Source organism: Clostridium sp., assembly GCF_051654825.1.
GTDB lineage: Bacteria > Bacillota > Clostridia > Clostridiales > Clostridiaceae > Clostridium.
Map to the genome: position 1 here is coordinate 23,784 of NZ_JBOFYU010000265.1, position 22,795 is coordinate 46,578.

22 protein-coding genes are annotated in these 22,795 nt (G+C 28.3%); 2 read left to right on the top strand and 20 right to left on the bottom strand.

The window, feature by feature from the left end; translation table 11 throughout:
- Position 1: 1 nt before the first annotated feature.
- The 19 genes from ACRDBA_RS16305 to hflX all read right to left on the bottom strand — a co-directional run bounded on the left by ACRDBA_RS16305 (position 2) and on the right by hflX (position 18,839).
- Complete coding sequence (locus ACRDBA_RS16305; protein ID WP_438573987.1) at positions 2-412, bottom strand: 4Fe-4S dicluster domain-containing protein; 411 nt, start codon at positions 410-412, stop codon at positions 2-4.
- A 13-nt stretch (positions 413-425) separates the two neighbouring features.
- Positions 426-2,504 carry a molybdopterin oxidoreductase family protein gene (locus tag ACRDBA_RS16310; RefSeq protein ID WP_438573988.1) on the bottom strand — a complete coding sequence of 693 codons (2,079 nt, stop codon included), beginning with the start codon at positions 2,502-2,504 and terminating at the stop codon, positions 426-428.
- 258 nt (positions 2,505-2,762) lie between these two features.
- The gene (locus ACRDBA_RS16315; protein WP_438573989.1) at positions 2,763-3,182 is read right to left on the bottom strand and encodes a UDP-N-acetylglucosamine pyrophosphorylase; all 420 of its coding nucleotides are present in this window, start codon (positions 3,180-3,182) and stop codon (positions 2,763-2,765) included.
- Between the two features lie 178 nt (positions 3,183-3,360).
- Positions 3,361-5,361 carry an ATP-binding protein gene (locus ACRDBA_RS16320; RefSeq protein ID WP_438573990.1) on the bottom strand — a complete coding sequence of 667 codons (2,001 nt, stop codon included), beginning with the start codon at positions 5,359-5,361 and terminating at the stop codon, positions 3,361-3,363.
- Positions 5,362-5,558: 197 nt separating this feature from the next.
- Positions 5,559-6,092: a DUF6241 domain-containing protein gene (locus ACRDBA_RS16325; protein ID WP_438573991.1), complete on the bottom strand. Its 534-nt coding sequence runs from the start codon at positions 6,090-6,092 to the stop codon at positions 5,559-5,561.
- A 124-nt stretch (positions 6,093-6,216) separates the two neighbouring features.
- Positions 6,217-6,660 (bottom strand): acylneuraminate cytidylyltransferase family protein, encoded by a 444-nt coding sequence (locus tag ACRDBA_RS16330; protein ID WP_438573992.1) that lies wholly within the window; start codon positions 6,658-6,660, stop codon positions 6,217-6,219.
- Positions 6,661-6,981: 321 nt separating this feature from the next.
- A complete protein-coding gene (locus ACRDBA_RS16335; RefSeq protein ID WP_438573993.1) occupies positions 6,982-8,049 on the bottom strand; it encodes a hypothetical protein in 1,068 nt (355 codons plus the stop codon).
- Positions 8,050-8,077: 28 nt separating this feature from the next.
- Entirely contained in the window at positions 8,078-8,644 is a 567-nt protein-coding gene (locus ACRDBA_RS16340; protein ID WP_438573994.1) for a hypothetical protein, read from the bottom strand.
- 337 nt (positions 8,645-8,981) lie between these two features.
- On the bottom strand, positions 8,982-9,533 hold the full coding sequence (locus ACRDBA_RS16345) for a hypothetical protein (RefSeq protein WP_438573995.1): 552 nt from the start codon (positions 9,531-9,533) through the stop codon (positions 8,982-8,984).
- Positions 9,534-9,553: 20 nt separating this feature from the next.
- Positions 9,554-9,679: a hypothetical protein gene (locus ACRDBA_RS16350; protein WP_438573996.1), complete on the bottom strand. Its 126-nt coding sequence runs from the start codon at positions 9,677-9,679 to the stop codon at positions 9,554-9,556.
- 142 nt (positions 9,680-9,821) lie between these two features.
- Positions 9,822-10,736, bottom strand: a complete 915-nt coding sequence (locus ACRDBA_RS16355) for a tyrosine-type recombinase/integrase (protein ID WP_438573997.1) — start codon at positions 10,734-10,736, stop codon at positions 9,822-9,824.
- Between the two features lie 56 nt (positions 10,737-10,792).
- A complete protein-coding gene (locus ACRDBA_RS16360) occupies positions 10,793-10,945 on the bottom strand; it encodes a hypothetical protein (protein ID WP_438573998.1) in 153 nt (50 codons plus the stop codon).
- Positions 10,946-11,191: 246 nt separating this feature from the next.
- Positions 11,192-11,929, bottom strand: a complete 738-nt coding sequence (locus ACRDBA_RS16365) for a YebC/PmpR family DNA-binding transcriptional regulator (RefSeq protein WP_438573999.1) — start codon at positions 11,927-11,929, stop codon at positions 11,192-11,194.
- A gap of 93 nt (positions 11,930-12,022) precedes the next feature.
- A complete protein-coding gene (locus ACRDBA_RS16370) occupies positions 12,023-12,682 on the bottom strand; it encodes a cation:proton antiporter regulatory subunit (protein ID WP_438574000.1) in 660 nt (219 codons plus the stop codon).
- Between the two features lie 63 nt (positions 12,683-12,745).
- Positions 12,746-13,396 carry a YigZ family protein gene (locus ACRDBA_RS16375; protein ID WP_438574001.1) on the bottom strand — a complete coding sequence of 217 codons (651 nt, stop codon included), beginning with the start codon at positions 13,394-13,396 and terminating at the stop codon, positions 12,746-12,748.
- A 1-nt stretch (position 13,397) separates the two neighbouring features.
- On the bottom strand, positions 13,398-14,795 hold the full coding sequence (locus tag ACRDBA_RS16380; protein WP_438574002.1) for a PLP-dependent aminotransferase family protein: 1,398 nt from the start codon (positions 14,793-14,795) through the stop codon (positions 13,398-13,400).
- A 26-nt stretch (positions 14,796-14,821) separates the two neighbouring features.
- Positions 14,822-15,721 (bottom strand): nucleotidyltransferase domain-containing protein, encoded by a 900-nt coding sequence (locus ACRDBA_RS16385; RefSeq protein WP_438574003.1) that lies wholly within the window; start codon positions 15,719-15,721, stop codon positions 14,822-14,824.
- A gap of 63 nt (positions 15,722-15,784) precedes the next feature.
- A complete protein-coding gene (locus ACRDBA_RS16390) occupies positions 15,785-16,960 on the bottom strand; it encodes a hypothetical protein (protein ID WP_438574004.1) in 1,176 nt (391 codons plus the stop codon).
- 79 nt (positions 16,961-17,039) lie between these two features.
- Positions 17,040-18,839 carry a GTPase HflX gene (hflX, locus tag ACRDBA_RS16395; RefSeq protein ID WP_438574005.1) on the bottom strand — a complete coding sequence of 600 codons (1,800 nt, stop codon included), beginning with the start codon at positions 18,837-18,839 and terminating at the stop codon, positions 17,040-17,042.
- A 113-nt stretch (positions 18,840-18,952) separates the two neighbouring features.
- Between hflX and hpt the strand changes: the two genes are divergently transcribed.
- Entirely contained in the window at positions 18,953-19,477 is a 525-nt protein-coding gene (hpt, locus tag ACRDBA_RS16400) for a hypoxanthine phosphoribosyltransferase (RefSeq protein WP_438574006.1), read from the top strand.
- A 158-nt stretch (positions 19,478-19,635) separates the two neighbouring features.
- Here hpt and yunB read toward each other — a convergent pair whose 3' ends face one another.
- Positions 19,636-20,292, bottom strand: coding sequence for a sporulation protein YunB (gene yunB, locus ACRDBA_RS16405; RefSeq protein WP_438574007.1), 657 nt, complete (start codon positions 20,290-20,292; stop codon positions 19,636-19,638).
- A 119-nt stretch (positions 20,293-20,411) separates the two neighbouring features.
- Between yunB and ACRDBA_RS16410 the strand changes: the two genes are divergently transcribed.
- Positions 20,412-22,795, top strand: a 2,384-nt coding sequence (locus tag ACRDBA_RS16410; RefSeq protein ID WP_438574008.1) for a transglycosylase domain-containing protein, incomplete at its 3' end; no start/stop codon positions are given.

A 22,795-nucleotide genomic window follows, 5' to 3' on the forward strand; every position in this document is an offset into this window, starting at 1 on the left:
ACTATTTTACCTCCTCTAATGTAATAGCTGCCATTGGACAGTTTGCCACACATCTAGCAGATCCTTCTTTCGAATCCTTACATCCATCACATTTCATTATTTCTTTTTGTGTTCTGCTATCAGCCTTTAACACTCCATAAGGACATGCCATTATACACATGTAACAGCTTGCACATCTTTCTTTGTCATATGTAACTCTTCCTGTTTCTTCATCCTTACTCATAGCCCCTGTCATACATGTAAATACACATTCTGGCTTATCGCAATGTCTACAGAAAATAGGAGCATACTTTCCATTACTATCTATAGTAATTCTGCTTCTTGTTTCCTCTGAATTATGTGATACTATACAAGCAGTTGTACAAGTTAAACAACCAACACATTTTGATCTATCTATTTTAATTCTTTTCATATTATTTAACCTCCTATGCTTCTACCTTTTCTATATTTACAGCAACAGTTTTAAATGATGGCTCTTTTGAATATGGGTCATATATTGATGGAGTTAATGCATTTGTTTCTATATAGTGTATTGGAGCATAGAAATGATCCTTTTTAACATTATCAGTAACCTTCGCATGGAATACACTTGACTTTCCATTAGTTGAAGTAATTTTCACTTTATCATTTTCTTTTATATTTAATTCTTTAGCTAATTCTGTATTTATATATACATAAGCTTCCTTTGAAGTTATAGCTGAAACAACCTTCATTTCTCTTGTTCTAGTTTGAGTATGCCATTGTCCTACTGTTCCTCTTCCTGAGTTAAAGATATAAGGGAATTCTGCTGAAACCTTAATTGGACATTCTGCTAGATCTTCAAACATAAATTTAGCCTTTTTAGAAGGAGTATAGTATTGATTATTTTCGAATAATCTTCTTTCATCTTCTTCTAAAACTTCACCTTCTCTAAATGGCCATTGAACTCCTCTTGAGTTTTCAAGCATTTCATAAGTAACTCCAGTTATGTCACATGGCATTCCTTTTGAACATTTCTTTAGTAATTCAAAAGTACTCTTTGGTGTTTCCCATCCCTTTAGTAATTCTCCCATTCCTAAAGCTTCACCAATTTTATAGAAAATTTCAAAATCTGATAATTCTCCCTCTTCCTTTTCTAAAACAGGTCTAACTGCTGATAAACGACGTTCAGTATTTATAAGCACACCTTCCTTTTTAATAGCAGGAACTGACGGTAGGAATAAGTCACATATTTGTGCACTATCAGTATCTTCATATATATCCTGAACTACGAAGAAATCTAAGTTTTCTACTGCTTTTTTAAATTCTTCATTATTAGTCCATGAATGTCTAGGGTTTGTACATATTACCCATAAACCTTTAATTTCACCAGCTATAGCTTTTTCAATTATAACGTTATATGGCAGGGTTGGTTTTGAAGGTAATAAGCTTTCTTCTATTCCTAATGCTTCTGATACAGCTTTTCTACGTACTGGATTATCATAATCTCCACCACCATAAAGACCTGCTGTATTACTAAATGCTCTTGACCCCATTGCATTACATTGTCCAGTTAATGAGTTTGCTCCTGTTCCTGCTCTTCCTATGTTTCCAGTCATTAAAGCAAGGTTAATTATTGATTGAGCAGTTCTAACAGCTTCGTATCCTTGATTAACACCCATTGTCCACCAGAATGAAACTCTTTTTCCATTATGTATAACTTCTGCTAATTCTAAAACTCTTTCTTTTGAAATTCCTGTTTCTGCTTCAACATCTTCTAATGTATATTGCTTAACGTGCTCTCTAAAGCCTTCAAATCCTTCAGTAAAGTTTTCAACATAGCTATTTTCAATCCATCCCTTTTCTATTAACACATTTGCAAGTGTATAGAAGAATCTTAAGTCAGCCTTCGGCTTTATATCTATCCACATATCAGAATTCATAGCTGTTTCTGATTTTCTTGGATCTATTGTAATTATTTTTGCATCCTTATTTTTCTTTATACGTCCCCAGAATACTGGATGTGCTATAACAGGGTTTGCTCCTATTAAAACAATTGTATCTGATAACTCTGCATCATTTAAAGTATACGGTGGAGCATCAAATCCAAAACTTTGCTTATGTGCAACTACTGATGTAGCCATACAAAGTCTCGTATTACCATCACCATTGATTCCCATATAGCTTCTTCCAACATGTCCAAGTAGCGCCATATCTTCAGTAGTCATTTGACCTGTACTTATAAATGCAACACTTTCTTTTCCATATTTATCTTGGATGCTTGTCATTTTTTCAACAAATGTATTTATTCCCTTTTCCCAAGAAACTTCTACCATATTATTGTTCTCATCTCTTAGCAAAGGTGATTTTCTTTTTTCTATCATTTTTTGTTGTTTATCAAGGTTTAATCCTTTAATACAGCAAAAACCTTTATTAACTGGATAATCTTCTGTAGGTGCAACCCTTACTATTTCTCCATTTTCAACATAAAAATCTACATTACATGCTAATGCACAAAAATTACAAGTTGATTGTATTCTTTCCATCTCTACAACATCTCCACTCATTTTATCGTTAATGTAATTTAAAACTACATTTTAATGATTAAAGTTTATCATTGTTTACTAAAATAAACTGTGATAATAATCACATATTGTTATTTAATTAACAAATTTTAATTCTACTACTTTTAAAAAAATCCGCTTTCCTATTATTTGTTAAATAATAGGAAAGTTGACCTAAATAAAAAAGATGTAGCTATAACTACATCTTTTCACTATAATTAAAAATACTATTTAACTTTCTTATAATAAATTTACGACTTCTTCCTTAGGAGCCTTTATTTTAAATATAATATTTTCATCTATTCTTACTTTTGTTTCTTCATTATTTACCTTAACTTCATCTGGATTAATATTTCCATTATATATTTCTTTATATCTAGTTGAAGAAATGTCTACAGAGAATTTTTTATCCTTTGCTCCAGTAAGCTTTATAATTGCTCCACCTTCTACCCCTGTATTTACTTTTATGTCTATAATGTTATTACTTTTACTGCTACAACCTAAAACTATTTTTTGTGGAGCATTTTCAATAGTAGCTTTTCCTAATATAGTCATCCATCCACCACTTAAATTTAATTTTGTCATTAATTCTAATTCATAGCTTTTTTCTAAATTCTTTAAAACTTTACCTAAATCATATACTGTTAATTCTAATTTCATCTCTCTACCTCTTAAACTATTTTAATGCAATATATTATTGCCCATTTATTATTATTTATTTTGCTTTTTTATATAATTATATTATCATCTTTTTATATTTTTTGCTAGTATTAAAAATTAAATAATAATAATTATTATTTAATTTATTGCTTAATAAAAAAAGGAAGCCTTTCGGCTTCTAAAACAAATCATAAATATCAGAAAATTCTATAGAAATTTTTTCTATCATAGTTTTATCTTTAGATTCAATAATATTCTTACTTTCTTCTTTTTCTTCACTCATTTTCACATTAGGAAGTTCTATTACGAATTCGCTTCCATCATCATCATTATCAGCAATATAAATTCTTCCTTCATGTAACTCTATTAATGATTTTGCTAAAGCTAGTCCTATTCCACTTCCTTCTTTTCTTCTATTAAGAGATTTGTCAGTTTGAACAAATCTTTCAAATACAGCATCTCTAAATTCTTTTGCAATTCCTATTCCATCATCCTTTACTTTAATAGTAACTATTTCTTCAGTTGATGATACCTCTACAAATATATTTCCACCTAACTCTGTAAACTTAACAGCATTAGCTAATAAATTAAGCATGACTCTTTCAATACTTTCCGGATCACACTTAACTTCAAGCTCTTCCTCAAAAGTATCGAATATTACATTTATTTCTTTAGTCTCTACATACGGTATAATCGAAAGTGTAATATTTTCAATTAAGCTAACTATATCGTAATTAACAAAATTCATTTTAATAAATCCAGAATCTATTTTTGTTATATCTACTAAATTATTAACAAGCCTTAGCATTCTAAAGCAATTTTGCTTTATTGTATTATCATATTTTTTATATGACATTGCCAGCTCAGCATCCCCTTGCTGCTTTTGACTTTCTAATAATTGAATACAAGAATATATGATATTAATAGGTGTTCTCATTTCATGAGATAAATTAGCAAAGAACTGTCCACGAATCTTTTCTACTTCTTTTATTTCATCATATTTTTTATTTAAATTTTCTACTCTTTCTCTTAAGCTACAATCTCTTGCAACAACCATTTTCCCTATAATATTATTTTCATCATCCCTTATATCACTAATCATAGTTTCAGTTGGGAAGATTTCACCTGATTTAGTTTTCCACATTTGATCTAAGTATGTAATTCCCCTATCTTTATCACAAATTATATTTTTCTCACTATGTAAAACCTTGGTATAATGTTGATTATCTAGCTCGTCCTTTTCATATCCTAATTTTAAAGAAACAGCCTTATTTATATATGTAAACCTATCATTTTCGTCTTCCATTAAAATTAAATCTTTAATGTTTTCTGTTATCGTCATAAGCTTCTTTTCACTATTTATAACTTTTTTATTTAATCTTTCTGTTTCATTTACTCTTCTAAACATTTCTATAAATAACCCTACTATTAAAATAAGAAATCCTATAAAAGAAAGAACTCTGTTATATATTAGAAGATTTTCAGCTGAGCTTTTAAATATATTTAAAACAAATATTCTTCTAATAGTAAATATACTTATACTTGACATTACAACTGAGTAGAAAAACTCATTTTTTATTACTGCTTTTTTTGCTAACATAGTAAGTAGATAATAATAATAAACAATAGACACTATATTTAACGCAGTAAAAAATTTCTGTAATATAATTGTTGAACCATTTATTCTTAAGTCAGATTCAAGGATAACAAGTAACAAATTTAGAATAATTGTAGTTAATATTGCATATCCTTTATTAGATAAAATAATGTTTTTTAATTTTTCTATTTTTAAAATTATTATAGTTAAAAAGAAAACTCTTATTATAAATGGAGATATAATCATATTTTCTAAACTTAAAAAAGCTGTACTTTTAGTTAATAAAAATTCATTTAAAAATATATATTCTATAAATATGCATACATAGCTTAATGTTAATATAAAAAATTCTTCATTTTTTTTCATATAATAATAAAGGGAACAGCAACTTATTGCTATCACACCCATAACAAAATTTATACCATCAATATCGTTTATAACTGTTGATTTTCCAATTAACTTTATATCAAAAACCATTCCTGCTAAAGTTATTAAAAATAATAATATCCCATTTAAAATTATTATATACTTTATAAGTATCTTACTTGTATTGTTATATAAATAATCCCTTTTATATTTCATATAAATTTTCTACTCCCCTCTTTTACTTAACAACTTTACTTGTGTTTCAAATAATTTCCTTTAAAGTTTTTTTTAAATACTTTAACTTAATTTTTCAAAAACCACTAACATATCTTAACATATTTAATTAAACTAGTCCTCATTTTTTCAAAAGAAAATCCAGCTAATATTTTTTTAGCTGGATTAATATTACCATATTATTTATTTACTACATTATTTTGTGCTTTTGTAACACCTTCAGTATCAACCTCTATTGCTCTTCCGACACTTCCACCTAACTTATCCCAACAATAGTTATGAACCTCTACTGAATTAGAAAAATCTCCATTTAACCACTTACCTAATTCTTCTACTATATACTCATCTATTCCCTTAAATGATTCTATAGAGGTTTTAATTGCATCCTTTGTTACTTCTTCGACACCCCATCTTTGTCCATCCTCTGCAATAATAAGACCATTTGCTAGTTGATGAATAAAATCATAACTTACTTCAGTATTAGCCGCCTCTTCAGAAACACCTTCTGCTGTGTTATTATCTGCACTTGAACTTTCATCAGATTTATTTTCATCTCCATCAGTTTTTGATACTGCGCTTACAACATTATTTTTTCCCTTGGCTTCTTGTTTATTTTGGTATTCAAAAAATACCATACTCCCCCAGCCAATTCCTATTAATGCTACAACCATAACTAAAGATACCACTAGTTTATTTAATTTTCCGTTCTCCATAACCCAATCCCCCAGTTAATTATTTAAATCTTTTTCCCAATAATATTGTACCATATTTTTACAATTAAGTTAAGTAAATATTTCTCTTTAACCTCTGCTCTTATTGGAATTAATGTATTTTATCTTAAATAATCCTAGGCTTTTTTTTGCTTTTTATGATATATTCTGCATATTTAAAATCATATTCGTCATCTATATCAATTGAATCTCTTTTATTCATTATATACGGATAACTTTTTTCCTTGTAAAAACTCTTATTTTGTCTAAAATAATTACAGTTAGAAATATAAATAGCACCATTAATCCTATAGATTTTTTTAAAATTTTGTCTTGTCTGATTTATTGAGTCATTAAAAACATAATCTAGTCTTTCATTATCATTTAATGTTATATTTAAATTTGTTTGATGATCTAACTCACATATGCTTACTACAGAATTCCCTTTTTTATTTATAAGTATTTCTACACTTTCAGTAATATCTATTTCACTCCTTAAAGGTGAAGTAGGCTGAAGTAATAAAATATAATCTCCATCTTTGATTAAAATAGTTCCCCCTTCAATCTTCAAAAGAAATTTTTTGATATAAAATAAAAAATCTACTTTTTATAGATTTTTCTATAAAAAGTAGATTGTAAATTTTCTTAAGTAATTTTAAAATGCTCTAATACTAAATTTAGTATTATTCATCCCATCCTTCTGGGAATTCAGCATTGTGGTAAACTTCTTGAACATCATAGTTCTTTAAAGTCTTAATCTATATTTCACTAGGTTTACACCTACTTTTAATTTCAAAGCATATTAACAGTTACCTTAACTGAAAACATCAGTAATAACATAATCATTATATAATATTAACTATATTATGTAAATATTATTTTGATACAATATTTATTTACTTTGTTTTCTAATTCTTATGTTTTCAGATTCCTTAGCTTCAATAAATTCACTAAATTCCTTAATATTTTTGAACTTCTTTATATATTCATCCTTAGTCATAAATTTTAATAATTCATGTACTGTAACTTTAAGGATAAGTAATTCTTCTACATTGCAAATTCCATATTCTGTGTAAAAATCTATTTTTCCATGCATCAGATCATTTCTTACACTTTTATAAACACTAATAACAATATCACTTATTTTCCTAGTTTTTTTAGGTTGCTTAAATATATACTTTGGTAAGTTTTGATATATTTCTTTTTTATCTATTACATTGAAAATTATCCTTAACTTTCTCCCAATATATGTACTGTCAAATTCATGTTCATCATTTTCTCTAAAAACATAGTTTAAAGCTATTGCCCATTTAATAACCCTTTCTGAAGAATACCCCTCACTGTATATTGAATAAATAATCTCTAATGTCTTACAAATCTTTTTTTCATAATCAGTTTTATATTTAAAATCCTTTTTTAATATTTCTAATACATTTTTTATACTTTCCATATCATAATCCATATCTTTTGCTACTAATTCCTTACTTACAAAATTAGGACATATCATATATTTACCATTATATATAGCCATATAAGAGTTTAAACCTTCTTCAACCTCAAGTATTGCCTTATTACTTATAACTATTTTTCTTTCACAATCTGGGCTTTTTTGTTTATTATATATTGCTAAATATAATGCCCCTATTGTTTGTTTTAAAATTTGTAATGCTAATGAATTATTGCCATCCTTGCATATATTTTTATAATTACTATACTTCCTCAAATCAATAATAGCAAATGTTGTCACTTTATTAAATTCATTTATAAATAAAAACTCACTTTGTAATTCCTTATCAATTATATTATTGAACAAATAATTACTATCAACAAAGTCAACATGCCCTACTTTTAAAATACTATTTTTATCTAGTTTTAATCCAAGTATTGGATAAATAAACCTATCTTGATTAATTACTTTATGAGCATATCCTAACTCAATATTTTTCCCCATATAAACCATATGATTCCTCCTACTATCTAAAATTTATTTATTCTATCTTTTGAATAATTTTAACAGGTGGTTCTAAAATATATTCCCAAAAACTTTCATCATTTTTTACAAATTCTTTTAATGCCTTTCCTTGCCAATAATAATCAGTTAACATTGATGCAATAAGCATAGATTGATTCTCTATTACCAATTTCTGAATTGTATCTACTAAAAACATATCAGCCTTAAAGATGTTTTCTGCTTCAACTTCCCAAATATCATAATCACTTATATTAATATTCATTAAAGAACATAATTGATTAAATTTATCTAAATTATCAATTGCAAAAATAGCATTTGCCCTTGAAGGTAAATTCTTATCTATTGCTTGTCTACCTTTTTCTAATAGTAATTCTGTTACTGGATGAATATATGTAAATGCACCACCTGTAGCAAAATAATGTTCACCATGAACACATACCCCCCTAGAAAAATACTTATTAAAATATTCTTGCAACAAAGAAGTAGTATAATTATCCATACACCTTATATCATTAATAATTTTTGATTCAATTATTTGCCCTTCCCTTAATAATCCTTTTTTAGCCATATGATATAACTTCATATATCCTCCTTTTTATACATTTAATTCTATTTATATTGTATTTTTTTCTAATATATAATGCAACATATTAATTTAATAAAACATATCAAACACTGATATAATCTTAATTATTGTAATAATATAATATTTGTTTTGTTGCATTTTGTTTTACTTTAAAATATTCTATGTTATCTTTAATGAAATTAAAGTAATTAATCTTCTAAATCATTTCTTCTGTTTTGTTCTTTATAATATGTTCTTTATAGAGTGCATATAGTAGCTATTTATATACTAATATAATTCTTATTGCTTAACTTTCCATACCCCTATCCCCCTTATATACCCTTGTTTAAAATATTTAATTATTACTAAAACATCCTATTTCTCCACTTTCCTTTTCTATTAATAATGGTAGTGCTTTTCTATGTGAATATTTTTCTTCATCAGCATAAAAATAAGCAACACCTTTGCACCTAAATAATAATTCATTAAAATCTTCTTCTGATAATTTATGTTCTGCTTCACTTAAATCTACTTCTTTTCCTTCTACATATCTTGGTTGTAAGTTCATCACTTTATATGTATTAGCTTTTCCAATTAAATTATTTCCTGTTCTTATTTTTTTAATATATCCATGTTCCTGTAGCTTTTTTAATACTTGCTTTGCTTTTGAGTCTGAAAATTTACCTATCCTTGCTAACTGCTCTGATAATAAGAAAAACAAATCACCTTTTCTTTGGCTATTATCCTTTTTATTAACTAACCTAATAATATATATTAATGCCATTCTTTCATAAATATCTAATTCAATATATTCCCCTTCATCAAGTAACCAGTTAGGAACCATAAAATACCTTTCTTGTTTATCACTATATTTTTCACCCTGTTCTAAATACAACACCTTTTTCATTTACAAATCCTCCACTCTATTTACTGTTTTATACTTTTTCTAAATTCTTCTATTGAATAATCAACTTTCTTTCCTGTTACTTCATCAATAAAATAAATATCTAATATTATTTCATTTTCTATATCAATTACATAAACTATCTTCATATCTTTCACCTCCTACATACATTTAGGTTCAAAGTCCTTAAATAACTGTGACTACCTTTTACATAAAGCTAAGTTGCTTACTCCTACACATTTGTGACATAAAAAAAGACAATGAAACTTAATTCATTGCCTAGCTAACATTTTATTTAATTCTTAAATTCATTAATGGACTTGTTTTAACACTTAATTCAATAATATTTTTATCTTCTAATCCTTGTAAGTATCTTTTTGTTATACTTATATCTTCATGCCCTAATAATCTACTCAATGAATAAACATCTAATCCATTTCTTAACTGTGCTTGTGCAAAATAATGTCTACAAGTATGTGGAGAGCATCTTATTTCATTTCTTATTTTAGCTTCTTTACCACAAAGTTTTACTATTCTTTCAACTGCTTCACCTGTCATTCTTTTTCCTCTATATGATAAGAAGTAAGCATCATCTTTTATAATACTATCTTTAATATATTCTTCTCTTGCCCTCTGATACTTTATCATTATCTTTTTAAGCATTGGACTTATTGGAACAACTCTTTCTTTTCTTCCTTTACCTTTAATATAAATAACAGTATCCTTTATATCTAATATACCTAGTGTACAAAGTTCAAGGTTTCTAATACCTGTATCAAATAAAACTGCCATTATACATTTATTCCTTGTTTCAAGATAATTCTTATAGGTGTACACCCCTAGCATCCCCTGTACTTCATCATCATTAAAGGTCTTAATTACTGTTCTTTTTTCCCTTTGCCATTCAACCTTTAAAGCTATATTTCTGTTTATATATTCTTCCTTATAGCAATACTTAAAAAATGCCCTTATGTTCTTTAATATATTATTTACATAAACAGAACTTCTTCCTTTACTTAATAAATACTGAAAATACTTTTTAATGTGAATATGATTTATTTCCTCTAATTCAAAAACTTCAAATTCTTGTTTACAGTATTCCATGAACTTTAAAATATTGTTCTTATACCCCTTTATTGTTCTAGGTGTATAATTCTGCACCTGTAACTCAAAAATAAATTCTTTTACAATATCATCTACTAACATAAATAAAAAAGCCACCTTTCATAATAAACTAAAATCATGAATAGTGACTAATTAAATTATTGCTTATTCTTTTTGTTTACTTCAGCCTGACAAACTTTACATATTCCATTATGTCCATCAGGTTTTGTTTTATTTCTATGGAAATCTGATAAACTTTTTGAAACTTTACAATGTTGGCACACCTTTGTAACTGTTGATTTTCTACTCATACTTAATACACCTCCATATTAAATTATATATTTTTAAGCAATAAAAAAGAAGCACTATTCATAACAAATTATCTGCTAATCTGCTTTGAAAAGTAGCTTCTAAATGAACACCATAGTCAAAACTATGCTTTTTGTTAACATTTATCATAATGAAGAGGCTTTTTCCCTACTTCATATTACTTTTACCTTCTGTAAAACATATTGTAAAAATACTGCTAACACTGAATATCACTGCATTTAACAGGATTATTCATCCCATCCTTCTGGGAATTCAGCATTGTGGTAAACTTCTTGCACGTCCTCGTCGTCTTCAAGTAAGTTTAACATCTTTTGGAATTTCTTAGCGTCATCTTCGCTAATTTCCGTATAAGTATCTGGTATCATTTTTACTTCTGCTTCTAAGAATTCAAGCCCTTCAGCTTCTAAAGCTTCTCTAACAGTTCCAAAATCTTCTGGAGCTGTAGTGATTATAAACACTTCCTCTTCTGCAGCAAAATCCTCTGCTCCTGCATCTAATGCTAACATCATTATTTCATCTTCATCTTTATCTTCTCTTTCAATAACGATTTCGCCCTTTTCTTGGAACATAAATCCTACACAACCTGAAGCTCCCATGTTTCCTCCACCTTTAGTGAAAGCACTTCTAACATTACCTGCTGATCTATTTTTATTGTCAGTTAAAGTTTCTACTATAACAGCTACTCCTGATGGACCATAGCCTTCATACACGATTTCTTCATAATTTACTGATGCAAGCTCCCCTGAAGCCTTCTTTATTGATCTTAAAACAGTATCATTAGGCATGTTTGCTGCCTTTGCTTTTGCTATTGCATCTCTTAATTTTGGGTTAGTGTCAGGTACAGGCCCTCCGTTTTTTACAGCTAAAACTATTTCTTTCCCTAATTTCGTAAATACCTTACCTCTTTTAGCATCTGCCTTACCCTTTTTATTTTGGATATTATGCCATTTTGAATGTCCTGACATGTTAATTCCTCCCAACTGTTAATTTAAAATTTATATTTTATAGAGAGAATTATAACATAATTATCCTTATATGACAAATATCAAACTACCCACTTACTTTAAGAAAAGCTCTTCAATATTCTTTAGTTTACCATAAATAGTTATTTCATCATCTTCTTCAAAAATATAAGTTGGCTTAGGACAATTAATTTGATGTCCATTTCTTTCCACCATTAACACTTGAATTTCATGATCTCTCATTAGCCTGCTTTCTAAGAGGCTTTTTCCAACTAAAAAATTATTATGTGATAAGGTTATAGTATAAATAGAATATTCTTTTCCCTCTAATAACATTTTATATTTTACATATACTCCACCAAATATCTTTCTTTTTATTATAAAAGACAGACATTTATCTATAAGCTGCATTACATTTCTACTTTTTATACAAAATATTACTATTGCTCCTATTCCTAATACTAAAATAATTACTTCTGGAACCTTTTTACTTGCAATTAATCCTATTAAAAAAGAAACAAAGGTCACATTACCTACATATCCAAGTATCATTACCCAACTAGCAATTTTTCTTCTTCTTTTATGACTTGAAATATGCTCTGACTCCTTTGTTGTATAGCCAACGCTTGTAAGCATTGATATTACTTGGAATCGAGCCTTGTCATATGGCAAACCAGTATTTACAAATAATAACGTAAAAAACTCTATAAATAATAGAAATATTATTAAAAAAACCATAAATACAATTACGCCCATTGATACACGCCCTTTATAATTCCTTATATAATAATCTATTAACTTTATAGAGTTTTTGACAATTTATTTTATTATTTTATATAATCTATCTTCTTCTTTAAAATATATTCCTTCTTCTGAAAGCTTAACTTCAATCTTACCACTAGATGATTCTATCATTTCGCTTTTTATATATTCTATCTTAGTATTTTCTGAAAGAATATTAATCACTACCTTATCAGAATACTCTGTATCTTCTATATGCCAATTGTTTTGTGCACAAACATATTGTACCTTTCCAAGCATATCATAATCCATATAAAGTGAAACCTTACTTCCTTCAACCTTTTCTACAACCCCTCCGGCTTTAAGGGCTATAGATGCTCCCTTTGTATATGCTCTAGTTAATCCTCCAGCACCAAGCATTATTCCACCAAAATATCTAGTTACTACAATTGCACAATCTGTAACATTGCTTTTTTTCATAACTTCTAATATTGGAATACCTGCTGTTCCTTGTGGCTCTCCATCATCGCTATACCTTTGAATACCCATATTTTTACCAACTACATATGCCCAACAATTATGTGTTGCTTGCTTATGCATATTTTTTATTTCAGATACAAATACTTTTGCCTCTTCTTCTGTTTCACATCTTCTAGCATAACCAATAAACTCTGATTTTTTTTCTATAAAACTATCTTCTCCAAAGTTTCTTATAGTTATATATGTCATATTATTTAAGCTCCCCTCTTATTTTCTCTATTCCTTGTATTATCTTTTCTTTACTTACTTGTGAAAACCCTATCTTAAAGAAATAACTTCCATCCTGTGGATATCTAAAAAATATAATACAAGGAGTTATATATACTCCCTTTTCTTTAAGGTTATAAAATAATTCAAGTGATGTTATATTTTTATTTTTTATTTCTAAATAAAAGTTTAATCCACCTTTTGGATCTATAAAGTTTACATAATCTATTAATTCATCTTGAATTAATTTTTTCATAAACTCATATCTTTTTCTATATTCGCTTCTTTGAAAATCTATATGTCCCTTCCAAAATCCTTTATTTATATATAAATCTAATGCTCTTTGCATAAGGCTTGATGTTGCTATATCTGTATTTATCTTAGAGCTTTGCATGTTATCTCTAAATTCATTAGGTGTAATAATGTAACCTAACCTTATTCCTGGCAAAAATATTTTCGAAAAACTTTTTATATATATTACTCTATCATTTTTATCTAGACTTTTAAATGGTTTATGCTTTATATTTTCATCATAAATAAGCTCTGATAGATAATCATCTTCTATAATATAAAAATCATATTTTTCTGCTAAAAAAAGAAGCTTTTCTTTTTTTTCATCGCTATAGCTTATTCCTGTAGGATTATGAAAATAGCTCATAGTATAAAAGCACTTAATTTTATTTTTCTTTAGGATTTCTTCAAATTCATCAATATTTATTCCATCTTCCTCCATGGAAGCTTCAAAAATATTTGCTCTTCTCCATTTAAATACAGATAATGCCCCACCATATGTAGGCTTTTCTACTATAACATTATCATTGATATTCATTATAGCTTTTGATGCTATATCTATCCCCTGTTGTGCACCGGATACAATAAGAATATTTTCTAAATTTAATTTTTCTTCCCAAAAAAACTTATTTATAGTTTTCCTTAATTCTTCATACCCTAAGGGCTCCTTCATAATTAATGAATTAGCACCATCCCTATCTAAAACTTCATTTATTACTTCCTTAAACTCGTTAATAGGAAAATACATTTCACTATTAGTTTGTCCTGAAAAATCAATTATTTTGTCTATTTCTTCCGATGTTAACTTCTTAAAATATCTTGAATATTCCTTATTAAACAAAGGTAAAATATCTTTTTTCTTTGCATATGTACCTGAACCCATCTTTTGATAGGCATATCCTTCATTTCTAAGCTTTTTATATGCATTCACTACTGTAATCTTATTTACATTTAATGATTCTGCTAAAAATCTTATAGTTGGAAGCTTTGCTCCATCATTAATGCTATTACTATCAATTAGCTTTTTAATATGATTAGCTATTTGAATATACTTTGGCTTTTCTTCTTTAAATTCAATATAGAATTTCATATTTACTATTACTCCTAAATTAATGATTATGATTTATATAAATAAACATTTTCATATGTAATCATATTTCCATAGGAATCATTAAAGGATCTTGAATCTTTCAATATAATACCTTTTTTATATAACACCTTTAATATATCTTGTAATTTTATATTAAAAGCTTTAAATTCATCACTTTTTCTTATTTCGAAGGAGCTTAAAGCTTCATTTTTTTCCTTTAAATATTTTATTAATGGATCTACTGCATCAATTAAGTTATACTCTAAAAATTCTTCTATATAACTTATAGTATTTTTAATAGTTTCCACTGTAACCTTGTTTGATAATAAATTATTTACTTTAAAATCTAACGAATCATTAAAATTACATGCCATACTTAAAGAATCCTTACTTACAGTATATCCATTCATATTTAAGTATAACTTAGAAAAACTATCTAATGCTCTTATTAAGACTTCATATGATGTATATGTTCCACCACTATGTAAATATTTTTTGCAAATTCTTATGTCTTTATATAGTTGACCTAAATAGACTAAATTCCATTTTTCCTTATCCTTTAATATAGAATACTTTACATTACTGTAAATAAGCTCTATATCTTTATCTACACAATAAATCATCTTCGAAGATAAAATAGTGTTTTTTATTGTACCTTCTTTTCCAATTGAATTATAAAGATCCATAAAAGAATTTTTACTTAAAAACTTAGTATGTACAGGTATATCTAATATGTCAGAATATACATCTCTTACTTTATTGAACTCATCTTTACAAATAACAAATAAATCAATATCTGAACCTTCCCATAAGTCACCTGTAACCATGCTTCCAAAAACAAAAATAGAAATTATATTATTATTTTCCTTTAGCCCATCTGTTATTTCCTTAAATGCTTTTTGATAATCTATTATCGCCTTTTTCATTAACGTTCTTGCCCCCCTTAAATGTATAATTATTATCATTATATAAAAAAACTACGATGAAGTCTAATCCCCATCGTAGTAAACTTTGTTATAACAATGATATAATTCATCATAATACTCTTTGTCTAAGTCACAAAAGCTGGATTTATAGTAATTTTCATCTAAACAGCCTGAATTTTTTATATCCATTTCAATAATTCTTCTATAAATTGCATTTCTTCTCTTAAAAGTTTCAAATACACAATAAGATTCTTTTATTATTTCATAAGCTAAATCTATAGGTAATCTAATTTGCTTTTTCTTAGCATATGCATTTGCTTGCATATTTTGTGCTGTAATAGCTGCACCTTGCGCTGCTTGTGTTAGAAAGAACAATACGTCTATTATTGGTCTTACTTTTCTATCATAGAAAAACTTTTCATCTTCTCCTGCAACTAAAAGTGAACTAATATTTGTTTGTGCATTATCAAGTACAGATGCTAATGCTGTAACCTTTGTAAATGATTGATTTAACCTATTTCCACCTGTGCCTTGACAGTTTTGTGGAACATTAAAACATCCTGTACAGCCCGTGGGACAAGGGCCTATATGGCTAATAGGACATGGCCCCGTATAACCTAGAGGACAGATTCCTGTTGCTCCCGTAACGTCTATAGGATATGTACCTGTATGACCTTTAAAAACCCCATCTATTCCTGGCTCGCCAGTATAAACATTTGACTTAGATAATTTTAGTTTTTCATATTTTTCTTTATCACTTTTATAAACCTTATCATCAAATTTCCCTTTAATTTCTGTTTCATACTTACCAGTTGTTTTATTTAAAATTTGTTGAAGTACTAGTTTTTGATTATCAGATATATTATTATCATTTATAAGTTTATTTAAAACCTGCGCTTGTATAAGCTGATCAAGTGCAACAGCTTCATCAAAAATAATTGGTCCGCTTTCACTAGTGATAGCTTCTAACCGTTCTCCTGTACCAACACAAGTAACCTCTCCTGTATTGGTACAAGTGACCTCTCCCGTATTAACACAAGTAACATTCGTAAAACCTTCATAATTACAGTTATAATTAATTTCATCACACAATACACCTGTACATTTGTCTTTAGGATACACATCTTCGCAAGTATATCCTACTACATCTGTAGTGCAAGAATCTAAATCGCTATATAAAATTGAATGGCCTTTGCTTTCTTTTTTACTTTTGCCTTCATCTCTTCTTTTTTTGCTCAATTAATCATCTCCATAACATGTTTGTTATAAGTATATTAATTTACTTTACCTCATATTCCATTTCATGTTACAAATTCAATTACTGCATTATTATATCAATTACAAAATCCTTAGATTTATTGTATGACTCTTCATCAACTTCAACAATCATAAATGTTCCATTATCCTTGTATTCTTCTTCTAAAACTCTCCCATTTCTATGAAGATATGAATTTATATCACTTCTATCATAAGGAATTAAGTATTCACATTTTTTCATTTTGTAAGGAAGTCTTTCTTCTATAAGTAAAAGAAGCTGGTCTAAATTAATTTCTTCCTTAGCAGAAATTTCAATAGTTTCATATTCACTACAAGCATCATATATTAGTTCTTTTTGTTCTTCTGAACATTTATCTATTTTATTTAAAACTAGAATTGTATCCTTATCCTTTGCACCTAGTTCTGATAAAACATCTTCAACTGCTCTTATTTGCTCTAAGGCATACTCAGAAGATGTATCAACAATATGACATAAAAGATCAGCATATATTACTTCTTCTAAAGTTGACTTAAATGCCTCAACTAAATCATGAGGAAGCTTTCTAACAAATCCTACAGTATCTGTTAGAGTTACTACTCCCTTGTTTTTTAAAACTATTGCTCTAGTTGTAATATCTAATGTTGCAAATAACATATCAGCTTCAAATACTTTTTCCTTTCCTTGGATTTCCTTTTGAGCTGCTATATCACAAAGTTTATTTCTTAAGGTAGATTTACCTGCATTTGTATATCCTACTAATGATACCTTTGGTATACTTTCCTTATTTCTTTTTTCTCTTTGTGTTTCTCTAACCTTCTTTATCTTTTTTAATTCATCATTTAAATCATAAATAGTTTCTCTAATATGTCTTCTATCTGTTTCAAGCTTCTTTTCACCAGGACCTCTTGTTCCAATACCTCCGCCTGTTCTTGAAAGTACTGTCCCAAGACCTTGTAATCTACCAAGTCTATATTTAAGCTGAGCAAGCTCTACTTGAATTTTAGATTCTTTACTTTTTGCTCTTCTTGCAAATATTTCTAGAATTAAAGTTGTTCTATCAATTACCTTTGCTCCTAATGCTGCTTCTAAGTTTCTTACTTGAGAACCTGATAACTCATCATCAAAAACAATTAAATTTGCTCTTTCTGTTTGTCTTAAATGAGCTATTTCTAATACTTTTCCTTTTCCTATGTAAAATGCAGGATCTATTTTACTTCTGCTTTGGAACACCATATCTAAAACTGGAATTTCACATGCTTTAGTAAGCTCCTTAAGTTCTTCTAAGCTTTCCTTTGTATCTGAACCTACAAGAATAGCTCTTTCGCCTTCATCTTCAACTATTTCTCTTTCCTTTATTAGACCTTCTATATGCTTTATCTTATCTAATATATGAATTGAAAGAACTTCATCAACTGAAAGATTTCCCTTTTCTTCATAATCTAAAATATCATTTGTTATAGTTAACATACCTAATGAACAATCTATAATTTGACCATTATGGATTCCAATAGCCATTATTGCATCAAGTTTTAATTTTAATAAAGCTGTTAAATCTAATGCTGAAAAGTTACTTAAACCATTTGGGTGAGTATGAATAACTCTAACTCCTGATAGCCTTTTTTCTCTTATATCAATCATTGCAACTTCAACAGATGTTGAATCACCAACAGCAACTGATACCACCTTTCCTCTTCTATCTACCGCTACACTTATTTCTCTTTCTAATATGGTAGATATACGGGTAATAGTATTTATTATATCTATACTACATACCTCATCTTTTAATACTTTTACTTTATAAAGGTTTTCAAGCTCCTCTAAAAAAGATTTCTTTATTCCATCTATATTTCCATGTATCATAGAATCACCTCACTATTCTTACTCTTGACAACTTTCATATAATTTTATACTATAAATTTAACATTGTAAATACGGCAATGTAGTTGTAACTACATAGTTTGGAGGATTAAACCATGGATGACAAAAAACGTAATATACTTTTTACAGAAGAACAAATTCAAGAAAGAATAAATGAATTAGGAAAAGTTATCACTAATGACTACAAAGATAAAAAGCTTTATGTTTTACCTTTACTTAGAGGTAGCTTTGTATTTGGAGCAGATATTTTTAGAGCTTTAGATTGTAAAGCTAAAGTAGGATTTATGACTACTTCAAGCTATGGACATAGTGAAGTAAGCACAGGTGAAGTTAAGGTAGTTAATGATATTCCTGACAACATAGAAGGATGGGATGTATTAATTGTAGACGATATAATAGATACAGGATATACTATGGAGTTTGTTATAAACTACGTTAAAGAGCGTGGTGCAAGTTCAATAAAAACATGTACTCTTTTAGATAAACCATCTAGAAGAAAGGTTGACTTAAAACCAGATTACTGCTGTTTTGAAATTGAAGACTTATTTGTTGTAGGATACGGATTAGACTACAATGGTTTCTATAGAAATGTTCCATATGTATTTAACTGGGAAAGTTAAATGTATTTAGGCGTAATAATTATATTACGCCTTTTTTCTTTTATAAACAGAATTTTTCACTCCTCCTGAAAGTTAGAATTCCTTATGCAGGGGATAACCGTTCTTACCTAGCGCTTAAAGAAAAGGTAATGTTGCAACGGCCATCCATCAGATAAAATTTAATTTTTATTAAGATCTATAGCTGTATTAGGTATTTGACCTACTATAATAGTTTCTGAAATAGGAATTTGTACTGAAACTTCTACTTCTGTACTATTTAAAGGTATCATTACCCTTATCTTAAGATTTACATTTAAATAAATTTTATGTCTCGTTTGATTTATTCCTGCACTTTCAAATATAGATTCATAATTGCTTTCAATATTACCTACTTGCTCCATTTTTATTTTAATTGTTGGACCTAGGTTATGGATAACTGAATTTTTAGTCATATACCCTACTGGTACCCCTATACCTAACTCTTCTAACTTTGATAATTTTTCATTACTTTCAAGTATAAGCTTTGAAGATAAATAATTTAACTTAACAGTATCAGCTCTTACCATAGATATATTTCCATTATTATCTTTTTCTACTACCATAATGTCTTTATAGTCAAATTCTTTTGAATACACATCTAAGGCCGTTTCATGAATTATACTGGTTGCCTCTCTTTTCATTTCTGATTCAGCAATAGTAATTATAGCTGGCATTACACTTTTATCAATTAAAAATAAAAAAGAATTAAATAAAATAAAAATGGTGATAATTATAGCTATGAACCTTTTATGTTTTATCCTTGGAAACTTTTTTTGGGGCTTAATATAGTACTTCATAATCACCTTTTTAGAGTTATTATTTTACTCTTTATATAAATATGCTATAATAATTTATAATATTTATTTTTATTTTAAATTTATATAATAATTTTACAATTTAAATGAGGGAGGAACTGATGGCTAATAAAAATACTTCTAAATCTGAAAAAAGCCAAGCTAAAACTAATAGTGGTACTACTAGCAAAAAAACTAAAAAGAAAAATAGTAAATCTAAATATAAAAAATTCTTTAAGAATACTCTACTTGGAATATTAATAGCTGGATTAATATGCTTTGTAGTTGGTCTTGGTTATCTTTTTGCAATTATAAAAAATACACCGCCACTTGATGTAAATGCTGTACTTAACTTAAGTCAGCCTTCAATGCTTTATGATAGCAATGGAGAATATATAGATAATCTTCCTACTGAAGAAGAAAGATATGTAATAAAGTTTGATCAAATGCCACAAGATTTAAAAGACGCTTACGTAGCTATAGAAGACGAACGTTTTTATTCTCACCCTGGTATTGATGTAAGAAGAATACTAGGTGCACTTTATAGAGATGCAATTTATTTCGTTACGGGTGAAGGTGGACTTCATGGTGCTTCTACTTTAACTCAACAATTAATTAAAAATACTATTTTAACAAATGAAACAACAATTGAAAGAAAGGTTAAAGAAATATATCTTTCTATTCAACTTGAAGATAAACTTACTAAGGATCAAATTCTAGAAGCTTACTTAAATACAATACCGCTTGGAGGTATGATTTATGGTGTTGAAGCTGCTTCTCAATATTTCTTTGAAAAGCCTGCTATAGAGCTTACTTTACCTGAATCTGCATTTATTGCAGGATTAACTCAAGCTCCTACAGCTTATAGCCCATATAATCCAGCAAATAAGGAAGATCCATCTACGTACTTAGATAGAACTCAACTTGTTCTTTCTAAAATGCTAGAACTAAATTATATTACTGATGAAGAATATGCAAGTGCATCTACTTTTGTAAGTAATAATGAATTTGCATTTTCACAATCTGAAATTAATTTCAGATTAAATTATGAATGGTTTGCTTATCCAGCAGTTGACCAAGTAAAAAGAGACTTAAAAAACAAATATAAATATACTGATGAAGAACTTTCTAAACTTATGGTTAATGGTGGATTAAAAATCTATACGACTATGGATAGAAGGTTACAAGATTCTACTCAAGAAATATTAAATGACAGAGATAACTTAGCTGTTGATGGAGGCTATGAGGAAATCGATGAAAATGGTACTCCTAAACTTCAAGCTTCAGCAGTAATTATGGATTATAGAAATGGTCATGTTAAAGCATTAGTAGGTGGAAGAGGTACACAACCTGCCCACTCACTTAATAGAGCTTACAGTGGATTAAGATCCATAGCTTCTAATACAAAGCCTTTAACTGTATATGCACCAGCAATAGATACTAAGAAATATACATCATCAACTCCAATTAATGATGCTGGTCTTCCATCAGATATTCAAGCTCAATATCCTGGATGGTCTCCTGCAAACTGGGATGCTACTAATCATGGATATATTTCATCTCGTGATGCAATTAGATGGTCTAAAAATATTCCATCTATAATAGTTGCTAATGATATTGGAGTTAATACAGCTATATCTTATGGTGAAAAATTAGGTTTAGTTTATGGTGAAGCTTCTAGAGTGTTAGCAACTGCTGCACTTGGAGAGTTTGCAAATGATCCTAATGATATGGATGGTGGTAACACTTATCTTTTAGCAGCTGCTTATGGTACATTTGGAAATAACGGTATATATACTGAACCAAAGCTTTATACAAGAGTAGTTGATGCAACTGGTAAGGTACTTTTAGAAGATGAATCTGTTCAAAGACAAGTTTTCTCACCACAAACAGCTTATATAATGCAAGATTTACTAACTGGTCCAGTTAACTTTGATGCTGGTGGAGCTAAAGTACCTAATATGCCTACTGTAGGAAAAACTGGTACTAATGATTCTGTTTCAGATTTCTGGTTCTCTGGATTAACTCCATACTACTCAGCATCTGTTTGGATAGGTTATGATACTCATGATGCAATGAGCGGTTATAGTTCTGCTGCTGCAAGCTTATGGGGTAAAATAATGGCTCCTGCTCACGAAGGACTTGAATATAGAGAAATAGCAGAAAGACCATCAGGAATTACTAACGTAACTGTATGTAAAGACTCTGGTAAAAAAGCTACTGACTTATGTTCTAAAGATCAAAGAGGTGGTAGAGTTTCAACTGAAATGTTTATCGAAGGAACTGAACCTTCAGGATACTGTGATGTTCACGTAACTGCAACAGTTAATAAAAATAATAATAAACTTGCTACAGATCAAACTCCTAAGAGTTTAGTAGAAACAAGAGTATTCATTAGAAAGCCTTATGCTAGTCCATATGCTATTGATTATCCATATATTCTACCTACAGTATATGATGATACAAAGGCTGAGCCTGAGAAACCAACTACACCTAACAACAATAA

What these genes read in the sequence shown, in the direction of transcription:
- ACRDBA_RS16320 (WP_438573990.1), bottom strand. Translation starts at nt 5,361, where the DNA reads ATGAAATATAAAAGGGATTATTTATATAACAATACAAGTAAGATACTT.
- ACRDBA_RS16365 (WP_438573999.1), bottom strand. Translation starts at nt 11,929, where the DNA reads ATGTCAGGACATTCAAAATGGCATAATATCCAAAATAAAAAGGGTAAG.
- ACRDBA_RS16345 (WP_438573995.1), bottom strand. Translation starts at nt 9,533, where the DNA reads ATGAAAAAGGTGTTGTATTTAGAACAGGGTGAAAAATATAGTGATAAA.
- ACRDBA_RS16315 (WP_438573989.1), bottom strand. Translation starts at nt 3,182, where the DNA reads ATGAAATTAGAATTAACAGTATATGATTTAGGTAAAGTTTTAAAGAAT.
- ACRDBA_RS16370 (WP_438574000.1), bottom strand. Translation starts at nt 12,682, where the DNA reads ATGGGCGTAATTGTATTTATGGTTTTTTTAATAATATTTCTATTATTT.
- ACRDBA_RS16350 (WP_438573996.1), bottom strand. Translation starts at nt 9,679, where the DNA reads ATGAAGATAGTTTATGTAATTGATATAGAAAATGAAATAATATTAGAT.
- ACRDBA_RS16340 (WP_438573994.1), bottom strand. Translation starts at nt 8,644, where the DNA reads ATGAAGTTATATCATATGGCTAAAAAAGGATTATTAAGGGAAGGGCAA.
- ACRDBA_RS16360 (WP_438573998.1), bottom strand. Translation starts at nt 10,945, where the DNA reads ATGAGTAGAAAATCAACAGTTACAAAGGTGTGCCAACATTGTAAAGTT.
- ACRDBA_RS16385 (WP_438574003.1), bottom strand. Translation starts at nt 15,721, where the DNA reads ATGAAAAAGGCGATAATAGATTATCAAAAAGCATTTAAGGAAATAACA.
- hflX (WP_438574005.1), bottom strand. Translation starts at nt 18,839, where the DNA reads ATGATACATGGAAATATAGATGGAATAAAGAAATCTTTTTTAGAGGAG.
- ACRDBA_RS16325 (WP_438573991.1), bottom strand. Translation starts at nt 6,092, where the DNA reads ATGGAGAACGGAAAATTAAATAAACTAGTGGTATCTTTAGTTATGGTT.
- ACRDBA_RS16380 (WP_438574002.1), bottom strand. Translation starts at nt 14,795, where the DNA reads ATGAAATTCTATATTGAATTTAAAGAAGAAAAGCCAAAGTATATTCAA.
- ACRDBA_RS16355 (WP_438573997.1), bottom strand. Translation starts at nt 10,736, where the DNA reads ATGTTAGTAGATGATATTGTAAAAGAATTTATTTTTGAGTTACAGGTG.
- ACRDBA_RS16375 (WP_438574001.1), bottom strand. Translation starts at nt 13,396, where the DNA reads ATGACATATATAACTATAAGAAACTTTGGAGAAGATAGTTTTATAGAA.
- ACRDBA_RS16310 (WP_438573988.1), bottom strand. Translation starts at nt 2,504, where the DNA reads ATGGAAAGAATACAATCAACTTGTAATTTTTGTGCATTAGCATGTAAT.
- ACRDBA_RS16335 (WP_438573993.1), bottom strand. Translation starts at nt 8,049, where the DNA reads ATGGTTTATATGGGGAAAAATATTGAGTTAGGATATGCTCATAAAGTA.
- hpt (WP_438574006.1), top strand. Translation starts at nt 18,953, where the DNA reads ATGGATGACAAAAAACGTAATATACTTTTTACAGAAGAACAAATTCAA.
- yunB (WP_438574007.1), bottom strand. Translation starts at nt 20,292, where the DNA reads ATGAAGTACTATATTAAGCCCCAAAAAAAGTTTCCAAGGATAAAACAT.
- ACRDBA_RS16305 (WP_438573987.1), bottom strand. Translation starts at nt 412, where the DNA reads ATGAAAAGAATTAAAATAGATAGATCAAAATGTGTTGGTTGTTTAACT.